This window comes from Rothia amarae (assembly GCF_014705945.2).
Classification (GTDB): Bacteria; Actinomycetota; Actinomycetes; order Actinomycetales; family Micrococcaceae; genus Rothia; species Rothia amarae.
Genome location: NZ_CP061538.1, coordinates 1,959,723 through 1,982,972, shown reverse-complemented (window position 1 = coordinate 1,982,972; position 23,250 = coordinate 1,959,723). Strand labels below are relative to the sequence as shown.

20 protein-coding genes and 1 riboswitch are annotated in these 23,250 nt (G+C 53.3%); of the genes, 9 read left to right on the top strand and 11 right to left on the bottom strand.

All coding sequences use genetic code 11. The features are described 5' to 3' along the window. Positions 1–3: 3 nt before the first annotated feature. Both IDM48_RS09270 and IDM48_RS09265 read left to right on the top strand, forming a co-directional pair. Entirely contained in the window at positions 4–441 is a 438-nt protein-coding gene (locus IDM48_RS09270) for a heat shock protein transcriptional repressor HspR (protein ID WP_068170493.1), read from the top strand. A gap of 121 nt (positions 442–562) precedes the next feature. Continuing rightward, positions 563–793 (top strand): hypothetical protein, encoded by a 231-nt coding sequence (locus IDM48_RS09265; protein WP_068170488.1) that lies wholly within the window; start codon positions 563–565, stop codon positions 791–793. Between the two features lie 121 nt (positions 794–914). Here the strand turns inward: IDM48_RS09265 and trmB are convergent, their stop codons facing one another. The 3 genes from trmB to IDM48_RS09250 all read right to left on the bottom strand — a co-directional run bounded on the left by trmB (position 915) and on the right by IDM48_RS09250 (position 2,825). After that, positions 915–1,736, bottom strand: a complete 822-nt coding sequence (trmB, locus tag IDM48_RS09260) for a tRNA (guanosine(46)-N7)-methyltransferase TrmB (protein ID WP_083147210.1) — start codon at positions 1,734–1,736, stop codon at positions 915–917. A gap of 134 nt (positions 1,737–1,870) precedes the next feature. Beyond that, a complete protein-coding gene (locus tag IDM48_RS09255) occupies positions 1,871–2,278 on the bottom strand; it encodes a hypothetical protein (RefSeq protein ID WP_068170486.1) in 408 nt (135 codons plus the stop codon). 139 nt (positions 2,279–2,417) lie between these two features. After that, positions 2,418–2,825 carry a hypothetical protein gene (locus IDM48_RS09250; RefSeq protein WP_145175691.1) on the bottom strand — a complete coding sequence of 136 codons (408 nt, stop codon included), beginning with the start codon at positions 2,823–2,825 and terminating at the stop codon, positions 2,418–2,420. Positions 2,826–3,090: 265 nt separating this feature from the next. On the opposite strand from IDM48_RS09250, the gene IDM48_RS09245 reads away from it, so the two are divergent. Continuing rightward, positions 3,091–4,569 carry an amino acid permease gene (locus tag IDM48_RS09245; protein WP_145175688.1) on the top strand — a complete coding sequence of 493 codons (1,479 nt, stop codon included), beginning with the start codon at positions 3,091–3,093 and terminating at the stop codon, positions 4,567–4,569. Positions 4,570–4,662: 93 nt separating this feature from the next. On the opposite strand, the gene IDM48_RS11675 is transcribed toward IDM48_RS09245, so the two are convergent. Together IDM48_RS11675 and IDM48_RS09235 are read right to left on the bottom strand one after the other, a co-directional pair. After that, positions 4,663–5,442, bottom strand: coding sequence for an HNH endonuclease family protein (locus tag IDM48_RS11675; RefSeq protein WP_233125995.1), 780 nt, complete (start codon positions 5,440–5,442; stop codon positions 4,663–4,665). Beyond that, positions 5,443–6,909, bottom strand: coding sequence for a TY-Chap domain-containing protein (locus IDM48_RS09235; RefSeq protein ID WP_190617061.1), 1,467 nt, complete (start codon positions 6,907–6,909; stop codon positions 5,443–5,445). It lies immediately after the preceding gene. Between the two features lie 191 nt (positions 6,910–7,100). On the opposite strand from IDM48_RS09235, the gene IDM48_RS09230 reads away from it, so the two are divergent. Further along, a complete protein-coding gene (locus tag IDM48_RS09230) occupies positions 7,101–9,518 on the top strand; it encodes a Tex family protein (RefSeq protein ID WP_068170462.1) in 2,418 nt (805 codons plus the stop codon). 3 nt (positions 9,519–9,521) lie between these two features. Here IDM48_RS09230 and IDM48_RS09225 read toward each other — a convergent pair whose 3' ends face one another. From IDM48_RS09225 to IDM48_RS09215, 3 genes are all read right to left on the bottom strand, one after another. Next, a complete protein-coding gene (locus IDM48_RS09225) occupies positions 9,522–10,073 on the bottom strand; it encodes a GtrA family protein (RefSeq protein WP_068170453.1) in 552 nt (183 codons plus the stop codon). Positions 10,074–10,303: 230 nt separating this feature from the next. Beyond that, on the bottom strand, positions 10,304–11,140 hold the full coding sequence (locus IDM48_RS09220) for an aldo/keto reductase (RefSeq protein WP_190617060.1): 837 nt from the start codon (positions 11,138–11,140) through the stop codon (positions 10,304–10,306). 60 nt (positions 11,141–11,200) lie between these two features. After that, on the bottom strand, positions 11,201–12,079 hold the full coding sequence (locus IDM48_RS09215; protein WP_190617058.1) for an aldo/keto reductase: 879 nt from the start codon (positions 12,077–12,079) through the stop codon (positions 11,201–11,203). A 135-nt stretch (positions 12,080–12,214) separates the two neighbouring features. Here IDM48_RS09215 and IDM48_RS09210 point away from each other — a divergent pair, with 135 nt between their 5' ends. After that, on the top strand, positions 12,215–13,585 hold the full coding sequence (locus IDM48_RS09210; protein WP_190617057.1) for an MFS transporter: 1,371 nt from the start codon (positions 12,215–12,217) through the stop codon (positions 13,583–13,585). 214 nt (positions 13,586–13,799) lie between these two features. Then, positions 13,800–14,747: a DUF808 domain-containing protein gene (locus IDM48_RS09205; RefSeq protein WP_151146946.1), complete on the top strand. Its 948-nt coding sequence runs from the start codon at positions 13,800–13,802 to the stop codon at positions 14,745–14,747. 161 nt (positions 14,748–14,908) lie between these two features. On the opposite strand, the gene IDM48_RS09200 is transcribed toward IDM48_RS09205, so the two are convergent. Continuing rightward, complete coding sequence (locus IDM48_RS09200) at positions 14,909–18,601, bottom strand: DEAD/DEAH box helicase (protein WP_190617055.1); 3,693 nt, start codon at positions 18,599–18,601, stop codon at positions 14,909–14,911. Between the two features lie 76 nt (positions 18,602–18,677). After that, the gene (locus IDM48_RS09195) at positions 18,678–19,541 is read right to left on the bottom strand and encodes a hypothetical protein (protein WP_190617053.1); all 864 of its coding nucleotides are present in this window, start codon (positions 19,539–19,541) and stop codon (positions 18,678–18,680) included. Positions 19,542–19,761: 220 nt separating this feature from the next. Then, positions 19,762–19,904: riboswitch (SAM riboswitch) on the top strand. Positions 19,905–19,934: 30 nt separating this feature from the next. On the opposite strand from IDM48_RS09195, the gene IDM48_RS09190 reads away from it, so the two are divergent. Further along, entirely contained in the window at positions 19,935–20,138 is a 204-nt protein-coding gene (locus IDM48_RS09190) for a nuclease PIN (RefSeq protein ID WP_145175659.1), read from the top strand. Beyond that, entirely contained in the window at positions 20,135–20,572 is a 438-nt protein-coding gene (locus IDM48_RS09185) for a PIN domain-containing protein (protein ID WP_151146936.1), read from the top strand. Before IDM48_RS09190 ends, IDM48_RS09185 begins: the two co-directional genes overlap by 4 nt. Before the next feature lie 2 nt (positions 20,573–20,574). Here the strand turns inward: IDM48_RS09185 and IDM48_RS09180 are convergent, their stop codons facing one another. After that, on the bottom strand, positions 20,575–21,351 hold the full coding sequence (locus tag IDM48_RS09180) for an SDR family NAD(P)-dependent oxidoreductase (protein WP_190617052.1): 777 nt from the start codon (positions 21,349–21,351) through the stop codon (positions 20,575–20,577). 125 nt (positions 21,352–21,476) lie between these two features. Here IDM48_RS09180 and IDM48_RS09175 point away from each other — a divergent pair, with 125 nt between their 5' ends. Then, positions 21,477–23,249 (top strand): cell division protein PerM, encoded by a 1,773-nt coding sequence (locus tag IDM48_RS09175; RefSeq protein ID WP_190617051.1) that lies wholly within the window; start codon positions 21,477–21,479, stop codon positions 23,247–23,249. Position 23,250: the final 1 nt, after the last annotated feature.

The following is a 23,250-nucleotide window of genomic DNA, read 5'->3' as shown; positions in this document are numbered from 1 at the left end:
CAGATGGCTTTAGGATCAGACCGACCGGTTTACGTTATTTCGATTGCTGCTGAGCTTGCGGGTATGCACCCCCAGACTTTACGCCAGTATGATCGCATGGGTCTGGTTGAGCCGTCGCGTGCTCCGGGGCGCGCCCGTCGTTACTCGCAACGGGACGTCGAGAAGCTGCAGGAAATACAGGATCTTTCGCAGGCAGGCGTTTCTTTAGAGGGTATTAAGCGCATTATGGGCTTGCAGAATCAGTTGGATGAGATGCATGCTCGTATGCAGGAGATGGCGCAGGAGCTGGACGTCGCACATGCTAAGTTGGCGGAATCCTCGCGGGTCTTCGCTGCGGGGTCGCGCGGTGAGGTAGTGCATTTGGCGCGCGGTAAGCGCCCGGCGGGTAAGCCTCGTTCGCAGGCAGTAGTTCTATATCGCCCTAATCGCGGAGGCAAATAAATTCTCGCTGTGATGGAAATCTACTGGAAATAATTGAAAATATTTACTTTACGTGTAAACTAAATAGGTGTTGATTTCCCCCCAATCGACATCCCCCATTTTTCCAGCAGATTGTTCCCCCATGATATTTTCTGATGCAGTTTTATTGTTTGTTGCCGTTCAGGTGATCCTAGGTACTGCCTGGGCTTATCCTAAAGTCTTTCGCGTGCATCCTATTTCTGGTAACCAGCCGCAGATTAGTCGCGGTAACTCTATTTATGTCGGCAATAGTACGGTCGTGAACTCTCATCCTGAATATGTAAACAATGACTACGGTAATGCCGGCGGCGAGTGGTTCGACTTGTCGAAGTAGTCCTGCTGTAGCTCGACGACGCCGTCTGCCTTAAAGCGTGAACTCCTCTGGGTCACTAAATCCGTAGAAGGGCACTGAAATAAGTGCCCTTCTACGGATTTAGTGACCCTTGCTCGTTAAATTAGCGACGTCGATACGTCAGGTCGTGGGCCCGCCGTCCAGCTTCGCCGGCTTTGCGCTCAAACGATGTCAGCACGCGACCGTCCCATCGGGGAGCCCAGCCGCCAGCAGGATCCTGCTCGGTAGCGCCCTCACCAGAGTGCAGGTTTTCGAAATCGGGGTGAGCATCCAAAACGTCTCGCATTACAATCGCGTATTCTTCCCAGTCGGTTGCTAAACGCCAGGTAGCACCGGGCTTCAAGACGCGAGCTACCTTATCGGCGAATTCCGGTGAAATCAGGCGGCGTTTATGGTGGCGAGTCTTATGCCAGGGGTCCGGGAAGAAAACCCACAGCTCATCAATAGAGTCTTCATCAAACATGTTGTCCAAAAGCTCTGGTGCATTTGCCTGTGCCACCCGTACGTTCTCCACACCCTCTGCCGCCATTTTGCGCAACAAATCTGCAATGCCGGGAGTGTAAACCTCAACCGCCAAAAAGTTACGCTCAGGCTGCTGCGCCGCGCGATGAACAATCGCCTCACCTAAGCCGGAGCCAACCTCCACGGTCAGGGGAGCGGTGCGACCATAAATTTTTTCGGCATCGAACTCAGCCTCGGGTGCCACCGATGTGTCGGTCAAAAGGCGCGGCAAATCCAACACATGGGTAGGGGAGAAATCTTCCCACGCCTTCAAGCGGCGTCCGGTGAGTCGATCGCCACGACGGACAAACGAGAGTGGCTGCCGGTGAAACTTTTCGGGAGTTTCTTGCTCGGTAGGCTCAATACCCTGCTCGCGCAACTCTTCTTGAGCCGCAAAATCTGCCTTTTGCTTATTGGTTTCCATAAGGGATTCTCCTTTAATATGCCGGGTACCTGCGGAAACTCAAAGCACCACCCGGGAACAACCTCTCTAGTTTAAAGCACAAAAAATGCTCTGCCGCTCAAAGAGCAACAGAGCATTCAGTCAACAAAAAGTTATTACTTCTTCTTCTTGGAAAGAAGCAGAGCCAAGCCAGCGCCGAGAAGAACGAAGTCCTTAGCCAGCGCAGTGCCTTCCTGGGAGGGGCGGATGCCGTCTTCCATGGTCATGTTTTCGTCACCGAAGTACATAGTGAGCATGCCAGCGGAGAATACGGTCAGACCCAAGCCAGCGAGCTTTGCGGGAATAACGGGAAGAAGGAGTGCTGCACCCAAAGCGGTTTCGCCGTAAGCAAGTGACTTGCCGAAGGTGTTAGCGGAAAGCTTCTCAACCTGGGGAACGCCTACCTTAGCCATCTGCTGGAGGTAGCCGTAGGTGCCTTCGTCCATGCCGAGCTTGCCGATGCCGGAGTTCAGGATGAGGGCGCCAGTGGTGGAGCGCAATGCAAGATTGGAGAGAAATGACATGTCATTTTCCTTTCAGAATAAGGTTTGTTTTCAAGAAAAGACTTTACACGGAAAATAATTCAAGAGCACCTACATTCGTGAAAAATATTGCAAGGGTAAGGCAAAACACTCTGGTGCGAACCGTGGGGCGAGGTGCGTTTTACTTCTTTTTGCGCGAGAGAGCCAATGCAAGACCGGAGCCGAGGAAAGCAATATCCTTGGCGTAGCTCACGCCTTCTTGGGAGGGGCGGACGCCGTCGTCGAGGGTGAGGCTGTCATCGTTGAGGTACATGGTGAGCAATCCCGCGGAAAATGCGGTAAGACCAAGACCTGCAATTTTGGCAGTAACTACGGGGCAAAGTAGCGCGCTGCCCAGCGCAATTTCGGAGTAAGCGAGACCCTTCCCGAAAGTAGTGGGGGAGAGGGTGGACAAGCTAGGTACAGCTTTAGAACCCATATCCTGCAACCACTTATAGGTTTCTTCGTCAGCATTGAGCTTGCCCAGGCCTGAATTCAAAATGAAGGCACCGGTAGTAGAGCGAAGTGCAACGTTTGAAAGAAAAGACATTATTACTCCTAATTTCAAAATTTTATAAGCGTACTTACAGTGTATGCCATCTTATGGTGTTGATTGGGGCGCAAAATGAGGAATCTTTAAGTTGTGCCACATCATGAGAAATACACCTTTTTGAGTCTTTGAGGTTGGCAACGTCTGGGAAATTCGTCTAATCTGTGATGTAACTAGGACCACTGTGTTACGCAATCTGCAACCGGAAGAAACTCCCGTTTTCCCCATGCGTAACTAGACGGTTTACATACATTCTGGAGGTAACGTGCCCAGTCACGCACAGAACGACGTCGCTGAAGTTGAATCAGACGGCTCGCTACAAAGAGGTCTCAGTAACCGCCATATCCAGCTCATTGCAATCGGTGGTGCAATCGGTACCGGTCTGTTCATGGGCTCAGGCAAAACTATTAGCCTAACCGGTTCATCCATTCTTTTCGTTTACATCATTATCGGCGCGGCGATCTTTATGGTTCTGCGCGCTATGGGTGAGCTTCTCCTATCTAATTTGTCTTATAAGTCTTTCTCAGACTTCGCATCCGACATTCTTGGTCCCGGTGCCGGGTTCTTTGTCGGATGGTCCTACTGGTTTATGTGGGTTGTTACTGCAGTAGCGGACGTTATTGCAATTACTGGCTACGTGAAATTCTGGTGGGAAGATGTTCCCCTCTTCCTACCAGCGCTAGTTATTATCGGTTTGCTTCTCGCGCTGAACCTACCTTCGGTAAAGAACTTCGGTGAAATCGAGTTCTGGTTCGCCATTATTAAGATTGTTGCAATTCTTGCACTCATTATTGTCGGTGGCATCATGGTTGCCACCGCTTTCACTCCCGAAAACGGCGACACCGCACGCGTATCCAACCTCTGGGAACACGGCGGATGGTTCCCCAAGGGCGCTATGGGCTTTCTCGGTGCTTTCCAGATTGCGCTGTTCGCCTTCCTGGGTTCTGAACTTGTAGGTACAACTTCTGCAGAAACCAAAGATCCTTACACCACTTTGCCTAAGGCAATTAATGCCGTCCCCGTTCGTATTATTCTCTTCTACGTCCTGACTCTGGCAGTAATTCTCATGGTGACTCCCTGGACCAAGATTGTTCCTGAGAATAGCCCCTTCGTCTCCATGTTCAGCTTGGCTGGCTTTGGTGCCGCGGCATCGGTAGTGAACTTCGTGGTTCTCACCTCTGCAGCGTCCTCGGCTAACTCCGGTATCTTCTCCACCTCTCGTATGGTCTACGGTCTTGCAGAAGAAGGCTCCGCCCCCAAAGTGTTTGCTCTCCTTAGTAAGAACGGTGTACCTCGTAACGCACTATTCCTCACCTCCGTATTGCTTCTCTCATCCATCATTCTGCTTTACTCGGGTGACTCAGTGATTGGTGCATTTACCTTGGTGACCACTGTGGCCGCTATTCTGGCAATCTTCAACTGGGCAATGATTCTCATTTCCTACATTTCCTACCGCAAACAGTTCCCTGAGCGTCACGCAGCTTCCAGCTACAAGATGCCCGGTGGTGTGGGAGCAGCTTATGTAACCCTGGCATTCTTCATCGCCATGATTATTGTGTTGGCTCTGTTCCAAGATACCCGGATTGCACTGTTTACAATGCCCGGATGGTTCATCATTTTGGCTATTGGCTGGGCAATCGTTCGCCGCAACCCCAACTCCGCACGTTTGCAAGAGAAGGCTAAGCTTGAACGCACCCAGGCACTAGATATTGTTCCTCCTCGCGAAAAAGACAAAACACTATAAGTTGTTAGGCTCTTATCCGCCAAGGTGAGATATACGAATCAGGACGCCGTCTTGCGCTTCTAAAGCGCAAGACGGCGTCCATGTTCGATGATCTTATTTTTTGACGTTTGAACGGTAAGCGGGTTGCTCAGGACAGGTTTTGAGAACCCGCTCCATTGCCTGCTTCTCGGTAGGCGTGACCCAGAGACCGTAAGCTGCTTTGACGGACACCTGACGCCCCACGTACTCACACTGGTAGCCACGTTGAGGAAGCCAATGTGCGGCGTCGGCATCGGACTTCTCCCTATTTGCTGCGCTGGTGGTTGCTTGAAGGTTCAGCGGATCATTGCCCAACTGCGCTCGCTGAGACTCACTCAGCAAAGTGGCGCCTGTTTGCCAGGCATTTGATAGTGCTACTACGTGGTCGATGGGAACCAACTGGCTGGTCTGCTCACCGCGCGTGAAATCTACCGAGGAGCCGGTGTAAGGATCAACTAAAGTGCCTGAAACGACCTTGCAGTTCTCGTTGCGCTTGAGATTCTGCAGATCGCGGGTGAGCACATCGTTGCGCTGATCGCAGCCGTTACCATCCACATCTGACCATGCTTTGCCAAACATCTCCCGCGAATATCCCGTTACCTCACCGGGCTGGCGAACTTCTAAGGTGCCTAAGACATCTGACGCTGTGGAGTAGGTTGATATCCCGCTATGAGCAAAACCTGTGCTGACGGGCGTACCAGCGGGGCGCAAGGCATCGACGGCGGCGTCCCAGTCCCAGCCGTTCTTACCCCACCAAAAAATGCCCGCAACCACAAGGATTGCTAGGAAAATCAGGCTGAGGTAAAAACGAACTTTGAGGGGGAGCTTCTTTGATCTAAGTCTTCTGCGTGCCACTTAGTCGTTCAGCTCAGATTGTACGCTGATTCGAGTAGTCGAATCCTCGATGAACTGGGCAGGAACCATCGGAACAGACCCGGTCGTAGGATCCACTACATGAGTACGAGAGGAATTAGTGGGGTCATCAGACTGGAAATAATCGGGGCGTTCACAGTGCAGACCCTCTCGCATGGCGCGAATAATGTGCTCGGCAGCAGCAGAGGAGTCAAAGAAATTCTGGGACCAGGTGAGAGTTCCTTCGCTCGGCTCACCCCAACCTTGCTCTCGCAAATACTCAATGTTGTATTCCTCTTTGCGCATTGAGAAATCGTTAGAATCTGTAATCTCGCACAGGTACCCGCCGGGGGAGCGCAAAATGCTGACGTAGGGGGTGTAATCACCTGCGGCAATTGACCCCGGGGTGAGGTAATAAACTCGTAGAGTCTGGTTCCAGGGAAGTTCTCTTAATCTGGCGAAGAGAACGTTGGTGAGAGACTTCCATGCCTGACGTTCTACCTCATGGGGGTTATGCGGTGCTTGTTGCACCACCCCGATACCCTGCGCCTTCAAATCTTCAATGCGGAGCGGAGCGGACTCTGAAGAGGTATAGGACTCCACCGGACGCGCGGGCACAGCCTTAGCATGGCTCATCTGCAGAGCATCGTTGACCATGCGACGTCCAAGTTTCAGCGCCCGATGCCAGGAACCGTATTTGGCGCGCACTGCACCGACCAGGGGTGCTCTGCCTATCTGATTGCGAGCCACAGCCCAGCTACCGTACAGCAGAACAGTGGGGTTACGGTCATAGCGAATGCAGTAACTAAGGAACTCCCCTAAGGCGTTGCGAAAAGCACGATCGCTGACTGCTGAAGCAGAAACGCTCATGCCGAGTTCTTCCAAGTCAGGAGGGCAAATTCCAACCCGCAAAAGTGCCTGAGAAAAATTTCCCTCACCCAGACGATCTTCGATGATCGAGCGTTGCGGGGGCCAGAGAAAGACATCATCTGAGATTCCCTGAACCTCGGCGGGTAAGTCTTCGAGGAAATCGTCGTAGGTAACCTCGTCTAAGCGAATATAGGGGTTTTCTGCCAGGTGCTTCAACGTGGCGCCACAGCGGCTCATGATAGAAGCGATCTTTTGAGCATCTACCCCTGCAGTAGTAAAGAGACGGGATAAATCCTGAACAATTACAGGGTCAAGGTGAACCGCGGTGTACTCAGGTTCAGGATCAAGATCGTGGGTGACTGCTACGGCATACCAGAGAGCCGCTGCCATCATCACATTATTGAGTAGATTCTCCTTGCGACCTATGAAAGTCCAGCGACCGGAATTAATAGCTTTATGCACAAAGTCAGGGTTTACCTCGGGAAAGAGGGTAGTAAAACGACTGTATGCTTCGCCGGGAGTCCACCCCGCCCGAACCAGCTGGTCCAGGAGATCTGAGTAGTTTTCAACAAACTTCTCGTATGAATCCGATTCATTCACGGTAGGTAGCTACTTTCTAAAGTCAGTTAAAGAACACTACATGCAATCACGAAATGACTCCGATTGAAAATAATGTATCTTTTCAAATGTAGTCCGCTCAGTTGAGGGCTTCAATCATAAGTAGTTCTATTACTTGAATAAGCCTTCCCCTTCGATTAGCGGGGAATCCCCTCTAATGAGAAACTAGAGGTATGACATCAGCCAGCACCGTTTTGCATCAAATTGAGAGCGCGCTCACCGGCGAACTGGGAGTGGAACTCTCCAGCGTTCGCGCAGTAATTGAGCTGCTCGATTCTGGTGCTACGGTGCCCTTCATCGCTCGCTACCGCAAGGAAAAAACCGGTGGGCTGAGTGACGTCCAGCTTCGCTTGCTCCAAGATCGCCTGGGGTACTTGCGAGAGCTTGAAGACCGGCGTTCAAGTATCTTACAGTTGCTCACCGAGCGGGGTGTGCTCGAACCCTCGCTGAAGGCATCAGTATTGGCGGCGTCCACCAAGAATGAATTGGAATCGCTCTACGCTCCCTACAAAGTGGCGCGGCGAACCAAAGCGCAGATAGCGTTGGAAGCTGGATTAGAGCCTCTAGTGGACGATTTGTTAGAAGTTCCGCTGGCAGATTTGCACGATATCGCTGCCGCTTACATTCACCCTGCAGAAAAGGGCGCACCGGACGACACAGCAGTACCCGATACTGAAACTGCCCTCGCTGGTGCCCGCGCTATCTTGCATGAATACGCCGTCTACGACCACGAACTCATGGACGAGCTGCGAGAAAAACTCTGGAACACCGGAGTAATTACCTCAAAGGTGGTGCCGAGCCACCGCACTGTGCTGGCACAAGAGACCAGCAAATTTTCCGATTACTATGATTTTTCCGAGAGAATCCGTAAGATTCCTTCGCACCGGTTGATGGCCCTCATGCGGGCTGAAAAGTCCGGGGAAGTCAAAGTCACCGTAGATGTGGCAGAGGTTCCCGGCCCTAAAACCGGGCTCAAGGGTGAAGCTTTAGCCCGCCATCAAAACCTCACCGAAGGATATGAGACCGCCCGCGCGTCCTTCGAATCGGCGGTGGCATTTGCCCTGGGCATTCCCGTGCAGATTCTGAATACGGTCTCAGATGACGAACGCGTTTTGGGCTGGCTTGCCGCTACCGTTCGCTCGGCATGGCGGCAAAAAGTTTTGCCCCGCCTTGCTGCCGACCTGCGTACCCAACTCACCGAGCGCGCAGAAAAGGACGCGGCGGCAGTTTTCGCCTCCAATCTGCGTGATTTATTGCTGGCTGCACCGGCGGGCAACCGCACCGTGCTGGGTCTGGATCCGGGGCTTCGCACCGGCGTCAAAATTGCGGTGGTCTCTCCTACCGGCGCGGTACTAGATACGGCTGTCATCTATCCGCATGCCCCCCAAAACCGCTGGGATGAGGCGCTGGACCAGCTAGAAACGATGGTGCGTGAGTTTAAGGTAGAACTGCTCTCCATTGGAAACGGCACCGCTTCGCGCGATACAGACCGCTTGGCGGGTGATCTCCTCAAACGGCTGGCGCAACAGGGGAATGACGGTGTACAGAAAGTAACGGTGTCTGAAGCCGGTGCATCCGTGTATTCGGCATCTGCACTAGCCACCGAAGAACTACCCGACATGGATGTCTCTTTACGCGGGGCGGTATCTATCGCCCGCCGTTTACAAGACCCCTTGGCTGAGCTGGTAAAAATCGACCCGCAGTCTATTGGAGTGGGTCAGTATCAGCACGATATACCGGGAAACATCCTTGCCAAATCTCTGGATGCCACCGTGGAAGATTGTGTGAATGCGGTAGGCGTGTGGGTCAATTCTGCCTCTCCCGCCCTGCTCTCACATGTAGCGGGTATCAACGCCACCACCAGTGAGGCAATCGTGAAGTTCCGTGAGGAAAATGGTGCTTTTTCCACCCGCCAGGATCTCTTGAAAGTTCCCCGTCTTGGCCCTAAAGCATTCGAACAGGCTGCCGGGTTTATTCGCATTGCAGATGGCTCCGAGCCCCTCGACGCCTCAGGCGTTCACCCCGAAGCCTACGATCTCGCTCGCGCTATCGTACATGACGCCGGAGGGATGCAAGGCAGCTCGGTTTCCGCTGAGAAACTGGCTCAGTTGAAGCCTGAAGATTATGTGAGCGAACGTTTTGGGCTGCCCACGGTACGCGATATTTTTGCCGAACTCGAACGACCCGGGCGTGATCCCCGGCCGGACTTCCAGACCGCCGAATTCACCCCCGGCGTCGAGACGATTGACGACGTCGCCGTCGGTATGATTCTTGAAGGAACGGTTTCAAATGTGGCTGCCTTTGGCGCCTTCGTGGATATCGGAGTACACCAGGATGGACTGGTGCACATCTCGCAGATGAGTACCGGCTACGTGGATGATCCGCACAAGATTGTGCGCTCTGGCGACGTCGTGAAAGTGCGGGTGACTGAGGTTAACGCCCAGCGTGGCCGCATAGCGCTGTCTCTGCTCCTTGAAGAAAAACCCGCGAAGCCAAAGCACGTGCGGGGGAATCATTCTTCTGCACGGACGAACGCATCAAAGCCTGGTGGAGCTCGAAAAGGTAGCGGCGTGGCGCATCGCCGCCGGTAACGCCTATGCCGCTTTGTCAATTGAATTCCCCGCTGGTGCTTGCAGTTTTTGGCGGGGAATCGGGCGAGTAATTGGAATGATTTCGCTCAGCTGTGCGTCCTGGCGCGCCTGCTTACCGTGGAACACAAACCGATCAAGAGCCCAGTAACGAAAGATCATGGCAATGAGAGTACCCAGGATGGGACCAGCCAAGAAGTCGCAGGTTTCTTGGGCAAGCAGGGAAATATAGGGCGTTTCCAAATGGAAAACGTAACGAGATACCCACTGTGGCGCAGCGTTTAAAGCGATCCCGCCGAGGGTCACCAGCGTGAAACCAACCATCTCCTTGGGGCGGGGATCGCCGCCGGCGTCCTTCCACGTCCAACGCGCAGAGAGAATATAGGAGACCACAGAGGCAATGGCTGTGGCTATGAGCAGGGCAGTGGTGGGCTTCTCGGTCATAATCGTATATTTCAGACCGTAATTAATAGTCATGGTCAGAATAAAGCAGAAACCTCCCACCATCAGAAAGCGAATTTTTTCGCTGGCAAGGAGTTTATTGATATTGCTGACCATGGTTACTCGATTTCTTCAGACGCTCCTCCACCGGAGGCAGGTTGTATCATCTAACCCAAAAATAGCACCGTTGAGTACAAATAAGCTGAAAATTCAACCCTAGAAACCTCAATATTTGGTTGCGATTTGGCAACAATTCATAAAAATATGGACGGAGCACCCAGCCAAAAATCAAGAAACCGGGCGAGGTAGAAACACCTCACCCGGTTTATTCTGCAGTCGTGTACCGCTTAGAAGTCGCAGTCCTTGGGATCGGGGCCAATACGACCGTCGTTCTTAGTCAGAGCAGAAATCTTCTCTACCTCGTCGTCGGTGAGCTTGATATCAAGTGCCGCGAAGTTTTCCTTGATGCGCTCTGGGGTAACCGACTTAGGAATCACCACGTTACCCAGTGCCAGATGCCAGGCAATGACAACCTGAGCAGGGGTTGCCTCGTGCGCCTGAGCAATCTCCACGACCACGGGGTCGTTCAAAATGTCGCCCCCCTGACCCAGCGGTGACCACGCCTCGGTCAAAATCCCCAATTCTTTATGAACCTCGCGCAAAGCGTGCTGATTGAAGTAGGGGTGTAATTCAATCTGGTGGATGGCAGGGGTTACGCCGGTTTCGGCAATGATTTCGCGCAACTGCTCCTCGGGGAAGTTCGAAACGCCAATGCTGCGCACCTTGCCCTGTTTCTGCAAATTAATGAGTGCTTTCCACGCCTCAAGGTAGGTATCCTGAACCGGCTTCGCCCAGTGAATGAGAAGCAAATCCAGCGGCTTGGAGAGACCAAGCTTCTTCATCGACACCTCAAAAGAGGCCTGTGCCTTCTCGAACTCCTGCTGGTCATTCCACACCTTGGTGGTCACGAAAACGTCGTCTTCGCTCACCGAAGAATGAGCAAGAGCCGCGCCAACGCCCTCTTCATTTCCATAAATCTGAGCGGTATCAACGTGGCGGAAACCGGCATCTAATGCCTGCTCCACGACCTTCTCTGCAACTTCGTTCTCAACCTGCCAGACGCCGTAGCCCAGCTGGGGAATCTCGTTACCATCATTGAATTTTTTCAGCGGTGAGGCAGTCATATTTTTCCTTTCCAGAGAGTATGCAGTTTTAGCTTACTCAGCGGCGCTGCAGCTCTCTACTTATTTAGCTGAACGAAAAGAGTCGCGGTCTGAATACTCGGGCGCACCCAAATCGCCTTCAGCGGGATCTCCGCCCAATCGCTCACCCTGGGGACGCGAACCCAAAGCCATTAGATTATCAACGGTCAAATGCACCTGCGGAGCCTCAAAATTAGCGCGAATACGCTCGGCAGTGACCGACTTAGGAATCACAATATTGTCAATCGCCAAATGCCAGGCAAGAATAACCTGCGCATTAGTAATGCCGTGCTCGGCGGCGATAGCGGCGACGGCGTCGTCGTTAATATCCTTGCCCTGCCCGAGCGGCGACCATGCCTCGGTCAAGATTCCACGGTCGGCGTTATCGGCGCGCTGAATCTGCTGATTGAGATAGGGGTGTAGCTCAATCTGATGCACCACGGGAGTAACCCTGCTCGGTTTCAACGAATCAATCTGTTCGGTCGTGAAATTCGAAACGCCAATAGATTTGACCAGTCCGCGCTCGCGCAACTCAATAAGCGCGTCCCATGACTGTCGGTACTTTCCCAGGGCAGGCTGGGCCCAGTGAATCAGATAGAGGTCAAGATAATCGGTATCTAGTAATTCCAACGATTTTTCGCAGGCTTCCAGAGCAGTTTCAAAACCCTGATCGGTGTTCCACAGCTTGCCGGTCACAAAGACATCTTCGCGGGTAAGCCCCGAATTTTTCAGCGCTGAACCAACTTCTTTTTCGTTCTTATAGATGGTGGCAGTATCGACGTGGCGGTAGCCGGTTTCAAACGCTGTGAGCACGGCACGTTCGGTGGCATCCGGGGCAATACCGCAGACGCCGAAGCCCATCTGGGGAATGGTCTTGCCATCGGAAAAAGTTTTCAGGGGTTGGTTCTCGGGAATGTTCATAGTGTTCCTCTCATCGGTGTTTCTTCTATTCTCTCTGCTGAAGGGTCAGTAAATCAGCGAGAGTGTACTTATTTCAGCGCATTTTCGCGGAAAAGGTGACCCACCTGCTTCTACGTCCTGATTACACTGGTGTTCATGCCCTCACTGTTCATGGACACCACCCCGCTTAAAGAAAGCCGAGATTACCGCCGTATCTGGATGGGGTCGGTGTTTTCTACCATGGGGTTTCAGATCACTGCGATTGCGATTGCCCTGGAGATTTTCTCCATCACAGGTTCGCCAGGCGCGGTGGGTCTGACGGGATTGGTGGCGGTTGGACCACTCATTTTGGGTGGTCTATACGGCGGCGTCATTGCTGATACCTACGACCGTCGCAAGGTTGCTCTCCTGGCATCTATCAGCATGTGGCTGGTTACTGTGGCAATTGCCGTTCACGCGTGGATGGGGCTTCATAATATTTGGTTACTCTATGGCTTGGTTGCCTTGGAATCGCTGCTTCAACCCATCAACCAGGCAGCGCGCGGTGCGATTATTCCACGGCTAGTTCGGCGCCGTCTGCTACCGGCTGCTAACGCTTTAAATATGACGGTGGGAACCTTGGGCATGAGCGTTGGCCCCATGCTTGGCGGTGCGCTGGTGGCAACGGTGGGTTATCCATGGACGTACTCTATTAACGTTTTCGCCATGATGGTAGGGCTGTGGGCCCTCTACGAGTTACCTCCCATGGTGCCGGAGAAGAAAGCTGAAGGGGCCTCCCGTGGTATCCGTTCGGTCGTCGAAGGCTTCTCGTTCGTACGTCAGGTTCCCGTGGTCGGCATGACGTTCGTGGTGGACCTCATCGGCATGATTTTCGCGCAAGCAAAACCCCTTATTCCAGCCCTTGTTGTAGTGGCATTTGGTGGCGGTGATGCCGCATCTGGCGTCTTGCTTTCCGCAGGTGCAGTAGGAGCTTTCCTAGGCGTGACTTTCTCCGGTTGGCTCAAGAACGTACGCCGTCAGGGGCGTTTTCTCACCCTTTCATACGTAGGCTGGGGTGCCGGGTTCTTCGCTTTTGGCGCTGTAGCCTTTTGGTTGGACGGGCGTAACCCCTCGACGTCGCTGGCGGAGAATCTCTGGGCAATTTTACTGGGCGCTGCGGGCCTGGCATTCGCTGGTTGGTGTGATGCTTTGGGGTCGGTTTTCCGCTCCACCATTATTCAAACGGCAGCGCCGGACAGCATGCTGGGTCGCATGAATGGGATGTTCATTGTGACCGTGACCGGTGGCCCCAACCTCGGCACCGCAATGGTCGGTGGCGTCGCCCAACTCGTGGGATCGGCGGTGGCGGCAATGCTAGGCGGTGCTGTTTGCATTCTAGCTATTGGCGGTTTCACGCTAGCGGTTCCTGCCCTCTGGCGCTATGTCTTCGAACCGGACCCCGAAACCAACGCTCTTCCCGAAATCCAGCACAATCCCGACCATCCGGCGACCGCGTCCATCACGATCGTCCCGCCAAAATCTGAATAGTGTGTGCTCTGAAGGTCACTAAATCAGCGAAAGTGTACTTATTTCAGTGCATTTTGACTGATTTAGTGACCTTTTCATCGGAGCGACCTGTACAGAGTGCCCTTCAACTCGCAGTCCCCAAGCTCTACAGCCTTGTGCAGTATGCTTATTAACACTGATTAACACTGATTAACCCTCAACCCAGCCCACAGGGGCAATTCAAGGAGAGCATTTCATGGCCGGTGGTTTGGCAGCCCTTTTGGACGACGTCGCGGCACTGGTGAAGTTAACCGCCGCCAGCGTGGACGACGTCGCAGCCGCAGCGGGGCGCGCGAGCGTCAAGGCTTCGGGTGTGGTCATTGACGATACTGCAGTAGTTCCCCAGTATGTGGATGGGATTTCGCCTAAGCGAGAACTGCCTATTATCAAGAAAATTGCGATGGGCTCACTGCGCAATAAGCTACTTTTTATTCTTCCCGTTATTCTTTTGCTGAGTTGGTTGCTTCCGGCTGCGCTCACCCCGTTGTTGATGCTGGGTGGTCTGTACCTCGCTTTTGAGGGAGCAGAAAAAGTTTTTGAGTTATTCTCCCCGGCACATGAGGAAACTGAGACGCCCTCGGCTGCTCGTGGTCCAGAAGCAGAAAAGCAGATTGTTTCCGGTGCTATTCGTACGGACTTCATTCTTTCTGCTGAAATCATGGTTATTTCCATGAACTCGATTGCCACCGACGGTACTTTTTGGATGCGTGCCGCCGCGCTCGTTGTGGTGGCCATCCTCATTACCTTGCTGGTGTACGGCGTAGTGGGTCTGCTGGTGAAGATGGACGATATCGGACTCGCCCTCGCTCGCCGCAAGTCAGCGGGCGCTCAGAAATTTGGTGAGGGCTTAGTTCGAGCTATGCCCAAGGTAATGTCCTTCATTTCCATCGTGGGTACTTTCGCGATGCTCTGGGTCGGTGGACACATCCTGCTCGTCGGTTTGGATGCGCTCGGCTGGCACTTCCCTTACTCTGTTGCCCATCATGCGGCTGAGTGGGGCCATTCACTGTCCCACAGCTGGATTGGCGCCACCGTTGGCTGGATTGCTGAAACCGTTGTTGCAATGATTTTCGGCGCTATCGTGGGCTTCATCGTGGTCGGTATTATGCATCTGATTCCGCGTAAGAAGAAGGCAGCTCACTAACGTCCTGATTTACTCATTAGTTTCCTGAACTTCTGTTTGGCACAGCGTGAGGCAAGCTGGCTGGGTCTGGCGTGAATCGCATCTGCGAGCGCTCGCGAGCCATGTGAGAGGGATTGCTTGCCGATGCTGTGCCAAACGGAAGTAAGGAACTCATAAATCCCCTACTCCTCTGAGCTGGTGAGCAAATCGCGCACCTGCTCGGCGGTGAGGGAGGGCGAGAAGAACTGACCCTCGTCCACGACGGCGTCGAAAAGCGCCGCTTTGGAATCCTTGAGATCCATGACTTTTTCTTCAATTGTTCCGGCTGATACCAGGCGGTAGACCATCACATTGCGGGTTTGACCTATGCGGTGTACGCGGTCTACCGCCTGTTGTTCTGCTGCGGGGTTCCACCAGGGATCCATAATGAAGCAGTAGTCAGCGGAGGTCAGATTCAAGCCGAAGCCGCCAGCTTTCAGCGAAATCAGAAAGATGGGCGCGTTCCCTAGTTCAAAGGCTTCGAGCACTCGCGCACGATCGCGGGTTGAGCCATCCAGGTAGAGATAGGTAATCCCTAGCGAGTCCAGGCGTTCGGCAACTTTTTTGAGGTAGGTTGTGAATTGCGAGAAGATGAGCGCGCGGTGACCGTCGGCGACGATTTCCGGCAGGTTCTCTTCCAGGTAGTCCAGCTTGGACGACGCCACGCTGCCGTATTGCTCTTGGTCGATGAGGCTGGCGTCTAATGCCATGCGGCGCATGGTGGTGAGTGACTGGAAGACCGTAAAACGATTCTTGTCCATGTCCTCCAGCAGTCCTAGAACTTTCTTGCGCTCGCGCTGAAGCGCGGTGTCGTAGGCGCGGCGGTGCGCCGGGGCTAATGGTACGTCCACGCGCACGTCGTTCTTCTCAGGCAAATCTGCGGCGACCAAATCTTTGGTGCGGCGCTTCATCAGTGGGCGAATGCGTTGGCGCAGGCGGGGCAGTGCTTTCTTGTCTTCGCCGCCTTCGATGGGGGAGGCATAGTAGTCCTTGAACCTGCGGGCGCTGGGGAAGAGCCCAGGCGCAACGATGGAGAACATGGACCACAGCTCCATGAGGTTGTTTTCCATGGGGGTGCCGGTGACCGCCAATTTGAAGCGGGCGGGAATGTCCCGGGCAATGCGGTGAGCTTTTGTTTTGGGGTTCTTGACGAACTGCGCCTCATCAAGAATAAGGCCGTTCCAGGGTTGCTGGAAACCAGCGTCTACGTAGGCTTCTTCATCAATGCGGAACAGTGCGTAGGAGGTGACTACTACGTCTGCATCCATCCAGGTGCGAGCCAACGGTTTCTTGGATTTGTTCTGAGACTCACAGATGGTTGCTACGGAAAGTTCTGGGGCAAATTTTTTGATTTCGCGCTCCCAGTTGGGTACTACCGACGTCGGGGCAACTACCAAGAACGGGGCGAAACGTTCGGTTGGCTCGCGGTCTTGGTGGTGCGTCCATAGTTCTTTGGCGCGGGCAAAGAGGGCGATGGTCTGTACGGTTTTGCCCAAACCCATGTCGTCGGCAAGTATGCCTCCGAGCTCATGCTCCCAGAGGAAGTTAAGCCACTGGAAACCCTCGACCTGGTAGGGGCGTAGCTCGGCATGTAGCCCTACAGGTAGCTCGGGGGCTGGACCGTTAGTGACATTCAGCAGGGCGCCAACTTGCCTATCCCACGCATCGACCGTTTCAGTTTCTGCCGCAAGTTCTTCGAGCTCCTCCCACATTCCTACCTGATGGCGGGAAATCTGGAGGGGAGCTTCTTTATCGCGCAGGGAACTGGCTTCACGCAAGAGTTCTTGTAATTTCATGAACTCGGGGCGATCTAACGCAAAGTAGCTGCCGTCGCCTAGCAAGAGGTGAGTTTTTCCGGCGTTGAGAGCCTCGAAAACTTTGGCGAAGGGGACGTACCATTCACCCATTTTGATGGTGATTCCCAGGCCAAACCAATCCCTATCGCCCGTCGACTCTACTGAAACTGTGATTTCTGGTTGTTCACCGAGTTCTTTGAATTCAGGCACGGTGCCCTCAAAGTCAATGCGCACGCCGTCAATCTCACGGTATCGGGGCAGCGAGTCTTCAAGTAGGGTCCGGGTTGCCCACCCCTCATAGGTATTGCGGGTAAAAGGCACTGCCGGGCGGATGACCTTGACCTCTTTGAGTACGCGGTATTCAAACTTGGTATCGCGGATATCTTGATGGTCTTCGCCTGGGTAACCCAGGGCAGGAAGAATCTCTATCGCGTCTTCGTCAGTATCTTCGGTGGCTAACGGATGGGTGGGATACTCCCAATGCCAAGCGGTTCGAGCAGTATGTGAGTTTTCTTCCTCAAAATTTACCGTCAATACAAGCTGGGGCGAGCGAACAGGGGGAAGCTCAACGCTGTGATTGACCGTATGCAGGTGAACCGTGCGAGAGAGAACAGGGTAATACTCCGCAAAGAAGCTCTCTTTATCCCGGGCGGGAACTTCGATGGCGCCAGAGGTCGCCAATGATTCGGCTACCGGATCGAGCGGATCGGCGAGGGGGATAAAGACGATATTGGTTGCCTCATTCATCCACTCGGGTCGGGCGGGGGAGCCCTCTGCCGGCGTCGTTTCTTCGAGAGATTCTTCCACCAGATCTAAGGCTGGCTTACGGGTGATACTCCACTTGGCGGATTCGGCAGATTGCACGTAGCGTGCCTGTGCTCGACCCCCTAACGCCACAAAACCCATGCGGGGTTCGCCCAACTTGTGGCAGTGCTCAGCAGGAATGGAATATCTGCCCCAGCGCAGAACGGGGTTGAGACTCAAACCGGTGTCATCGGTTTTACCCGCCTCCGCAAGAGGTTCCACCAGTAGCTCCACCGACGTCGCATCAGCCAGAGAGAAATTTATTTCTTCACCGTCCAGCAAAATAGGCAGACCGATGGCTCGGGCTTTTTCGAGTACCCGCCACAGGAGCGAGGAATTGACTGCAGTCAAAGACACCCAATCGCGGTGGGAAGTATATGCCGACTGCCAGGGGCGAACCACTGAATAGAATTCGGCAAACCAGCGTTCATGTTCGGGGTAGAGAGTATGACTACTCATACTCCGCGAAAGGTCCCGTTGGAAGTTCTCCCAGCTCAAACCGCCTTTAATCCATTTGCCGCGAGCACCCATCATGAGTGGTCTTGCCTGGATACTTACCTGCGGGATTTTGGACTTATTACCTAGCGCAAATTTTGTTCCTACGTGAAAGGAAAGATCCAGAGCCGCCGATGCTCTGCGCGCGTGATCGCTACCAAATTCGGGGCGAGCTGCCAACGTATGCGATAGCGACCGCCTCCACGCGGGAACCTTTGAGAGTTTCTCCTCGTTGAGGAGCGCCAAATCTTCTAAATTTTCTGCAGAATCTTCAGCGCGGTTCTCTAGTTGAGACGCCGCGTAGACCCCGAATTCTTCTAACCGTTTCTTGAAGTCTTCAGGAACCTGCGGAGCGCCGTCGCCATCGTGCGTAGGGGTGGAACGCCAGGTGGGGGACAACGATGTCAACGCCTTACGCGCCTTATCTGCCCGGTCAATGGCGGTGAGCATGAGCGCTACCGCGTGTTTGCAATCAGTGCGTACTGGGCACGTGCATCGTGCAGAAAATGCTAGTGAACCGGGAGTTTTGACTGCAGGAAATGTGATGTTGGTGGAATAAGGGGTGACATCGTTGCCTGTCACCACACCGGTGAGTATCCGCGCGTCGTCATCGTAGTTATACCGTGCTACGTTGCCCGCCCGCATGTACTTCTGCCCGCGTGAATATGCCCCGTGCCCTACCTGACGAATAATCTCAGCAGCCGTGACGGGGATAGCGGGAAAAGCAGTCGAATCGCTCATAGTCTCTTCCGTATAAGGGCCAAACGGTTAACTTAACCAGATTAGCCGAGAACAATTCTTCGTGGTGAAGTGCTACCTATGATTGTTCAGAAGTTGCTGTCTGCGAGCGTCCACTGCGGGAAGCCGAAGAGTGTTTTTCCGCTTTATCTACGGCGATGCGGTGAATGAAATCGGTAGTTTCCATCACGTTGGAATCATCATGATGTCCGGTTGTTCTAAACCAAGTGCTTACGAGAAAGTTGTCTACCCTGGTGACTCGTAAACCAAAGGCATCTCCAGAGTATTGGCCGCTCAAACTCGTCAAATCAGGGTTGCTGGGAGCTCCGCTGGGAGTGGGATTTCGATGTATCTCAAAAGCATCTTCGCTACCGGGATAGAGCTGGGTCAGGGCTTCTGTGCAATCGACGGAGTTCTTTTCTAACGTGGAGATGAGCTGCTGGGCAGCTGTGGCATCTGCTACAGAAAATACTGAAATATACCCTGAAAGCTGGTCTATCCCATTCTGTCCCAGAGCAATGCGACGGCGTTCGCCTTTTTGGATAGTAAATTTTCCACCGGGGGTGCTAAATAATCCCAGCCCCAGCTGCTCGTAGGCTACGCATTTTTGGTTGACCTGTTCGGCAAGAAGCGGGTTATCCGACATCAGCTGTTTTTGAGTTGCTGGGATGCGGGTTGAGGTTTTTTGCCACTGTTTTGCGTTAAAGTGCTCGGTTGTGGGGGAGGCCATGAGGTAGGGGATAGTTTTTTGTACCCTGATGTCATTTTGAGTGGGTAATACGGCATCGGGATTTTCTTCTAGGACTTCGGTGAGGCTTTTGGTTTCATCCGGAGCGTTCTGGTTGGTGGCGACGGGAGAGCATCCTGCCAAGGCAAGCGTTGCGGTGGCAGAGAGCGCTATGAGACGTCGGGAGAGAAACTTTATTGCGTTATTGGATAACATGTAGGGCTTCCTTGGCGGGCAATACCTCATTGGGGGGGGATTTATCAAAGACATGGGTCTTTGGAGGTGCAGAGGAGGTGAATGATTGAGAACGAAAGTTTTTTCGCCCTCAATTTTTACCCTTTTCACATTTTAGGGGATGGCTTCCTTCCCGGGTAAATCAATTTTTTTCTGGGACGGTATTTTATTTTCAGAAACGGTGGGTTATGGTTTTAAACAGCTTCAAGAGTTTCAACTGACAAGCTCCGACTTTAGTTGAACGCCAACCCCATGTTCACGGGTGGCTCGGATGACGAAGCGGTCTGTATTCGCGTTGTTAGCGCGTTTGCTACCAACGCAGGCTGGTACAGACAAGAGCACTTCGAAAGGAATGCGCGAAAGCGCAGTGTGGCTATGACTACCACCGCTCGACCCCACGAAACTATTCAGAAGAACCTCAGCACCGTTGCGGTGACTGCTCGTGGAGGCTACTCCGCAGTTTCTATCCAGGATTACACCCGCATCTCTAATGAGCGTTCGGAATTTCTCAACTTTTTGCTGACCCCAAATCCATCAGGGGTTCCTGCCACTGAATATGGCGTACTTCAGGTCGCATGAGCCAGTTTTCCGGACTCCTTCTTGACTCGGATGTGCTGGCGGAAATCCGCAAAGCGACTCCTGACCCGAAGGTGGTAGCTTTTCTGCGGCGTAACTCCTATAAAGTTCTCTACATTTCGGTGTTAAGCTTGGGCGAGCTTAAAGGACTTTACCCCTATGCGGAAACAGAACGCTGGCTCAGCGAACTGGTAGATCGTTTTGGGGAGCACGTTTTAGAAATCGATGAAAAGGTTTCGTTGGAATGGGCTGGTCGCCAGGCTGAGCGGGGATTCCACGCGGTAGGTTCTGAGAGAACCGTGCCGCTCCCCACCGCGGCTTTAGAGGGGCTCATCTGTGCAACGGCTCAAGTGCACCAGCTGGAGATTGCCTCTTCCAAAGCAGAGGTGTATCAACGGTGGGGTGTTCAGGCGACTAATCCTTTTACTGAAGAATAACCCTAGTAATTGCGGGTTCGCTCAAGCGCTTTTCCAATGATTTTCTGGGGAAGTAGGGCATTACTCCATCGCATAATCTTGTAGGGCGCCGACGGCACTACTACCGCTTTGCCTTGAATATTCGCTGTAATGGCGGTGCGAGCAACCTGCTCGGCGCTCAGCCAGAATATCCCTGGCACCTGAGGCTCAGAAACCTCCATAACATGGTGAAATTCTGACCGCGTTAGTCCGGGGCAGACGGCGGTGACACTTACCCCGCGGGCAGCATACTGCAAATTCGCTGATTCACTGATAGACACCAAAAACCGTTTAGCTGCAGAGTAGGTTCCACCGGGAGTAAAGGCAGCAATAGACGCGACGTTGATGATTCGCCCCCGCCCCCTATCAACCATGGGGCCCAACGCCGTGTGCATCAGTGCCAGCGGAACTTTTGCCAAGACCTCCACTTGGTTGAGATGACTCTGAACGCTTGCTGAAAGAAAGTCTTTGCCTAGACCAAAACCAGCGTTGTTGACCAGAATTTCTACGGGGTTCGTCTCCTGTTGAAGACGCGCGATGAGGCGCTGGACGTCGTCGCCCTTCAGCAAATCTGCCGGGAGAATCTCTATATCTATATCGGAGGTCCTCAACTCGTGAGCGAGTTCTTCAAGTTTCTCGACCCTCCGTCCACTCAGCACTAAAGAGTATCCCCGTGTGGCGTATTCACGGGCAAAAGCTGCGCCAATCCCAGAGGACGCGCCGGTGATGAGAACATAAGGCATAGATGAAAAACTACTCATCTCTCTAGTTTAGGGATGAGAACCTGAGAGCTTGCTGGCTATTTTCGAAAAATGTGGATTCAAATCGTGCTCAAAGCGACTGCCAGCTACACCTGAGGGTGCAGTTCGTGAAAAGATAAAGGACGATGAACACCACTTCCAAAACCCCGCCGAAACGTTCGCTCCCTATGCCTCTTTGGATGCAGGGGGCTATCGAACTGTTAATGACTGCTGTACTTTCGTTCGCGACCGTGCTCATTTTATTGGTGGCAGTGTGGTTTGCCGGCGGGTTTAATGACTCCTCTTTGCTGGGTGTCTCACAACTTTCCAGCCAGATTTGGTTGCTGATTCATGGTGTTCCACTGGATTTGAATATTCCCCAACACGGTTCTTTCGCGGCGGTATCTGGCACGTTCAGCCTTATTCCGTTGGGTCTGACTCTTGTGCCGTTGGCATTGTGCTTTCGGTCTGGACGACGGTTGGCGCAGGCATCCTATGAAGGCCAATTTTGGGTTCCCCTGGTATCGGGCAGTCTCACCTATCTGGCGATTTCGTTGGCGTTAAGCCTGTTTTCCTCGACTGCTACAGTGACCACCCATCCTTTACTGGCTTTTCTCGTTCCGCTCTGGGTGGTTTTGCTGGGAACGATTTGCGGTGCCTGGTTTGAATCGCGCTCTTTGGCTCGCATGATTGGTGTGAATGCGGCTGAGTGGGTTGGTAAATTTAGTCAGTATTCCAGGTGGGCTGGATCTTACGTGTGGGCGGTTTTGCGTTCGTCCTTGGTTGCTTTGCTGGCTTTTATTGCCGGGGGCGCGCTACTTTTTGCGCTCACCGTTCTGTATAACTGGAACGATATTCTTGCGGTTTACCAGCTTCTCAGTGCTGGGGCAGTGGGGGACACCGCTGTGACTCTGCTTCAACTCGGCATTGTTCCTAACCTGATTATTTGGGCGATGGCGTGGAGTACCGGCGCAGGGTTCTCGTTTGGCGAGGGTACCATTGCCAACCTTTCGCAGACTTCAGTGGGGGCTATGCCCGCTCTTCCTGTGCTGGGGGCAATTCCGCAGCCCATTGACCCTTTCTCTTATCTGGCGGTGCTGGTTCCGATTCTTGCGGGTGCTCTTGCTGGATGGTGGTTCTTCCGCGCCGGTGAAAATCATTTTGATGAGTGGGTTTCGCTGAAGATTCGTTTCCGCTGGTTATCAGCTCTCCTTTCTACGTTATGCCTGGCTGTATTTATCGCTGTCCCTACAGGCATCATGACGGCGGCGGTGGGCTGGTTCGCTCACGGTTCTTTGGGTCTAGGCAGATTCACTCATGTGGGTCCTACCCCCTGGTTCTTTGGATTACTGACGGCGCTGTGGATAGCTGTAGGCGTACTGTTGGGGTCGATACTGGCACCGATGATTGAACCGGATAACAGTAAAGAACTGGATCGATTTGCTGGCGAATCGCGCGAGAATAAGCGCCGTCTGAAAAAAGAACAGAAGAAGGCTAAAGCTGCGCAAAAGGCCGAGAAAAAGGCAGCGCGCTCCGGTTCTAAGGGCTCGAAAGCGGCAGATTCAGTGGCTACAGAGACTGAATCTGAGGACGTTTTTGTTCTCGACGAAGCCGAAGAATCCCCAGCAGACTCAGCCCAGCAGCAAGATGCAGCAGAGTTAACGTCCACTGAGGCAAATGTTTCTGCAGACTCCGCCGAAGAAGGAGAAGTTTCCGCCGAGAAAGATTCAGCAGTAGAACCCGCCGCACTAGAACCTGCACAGCAATCTGAGACTTCAGAAAATCTAAACCAGGGGAGCGTTCGCGCTGAAGAATCAAAGGCGGCGCCAGAGCAACCTAAGCTGGCTCGCGGCGCGGTGATTCGCCGTCCTAAATCCCTCAAAAAACAGCGAAAAACGCGGGAAGAAAACGACTCTTAGA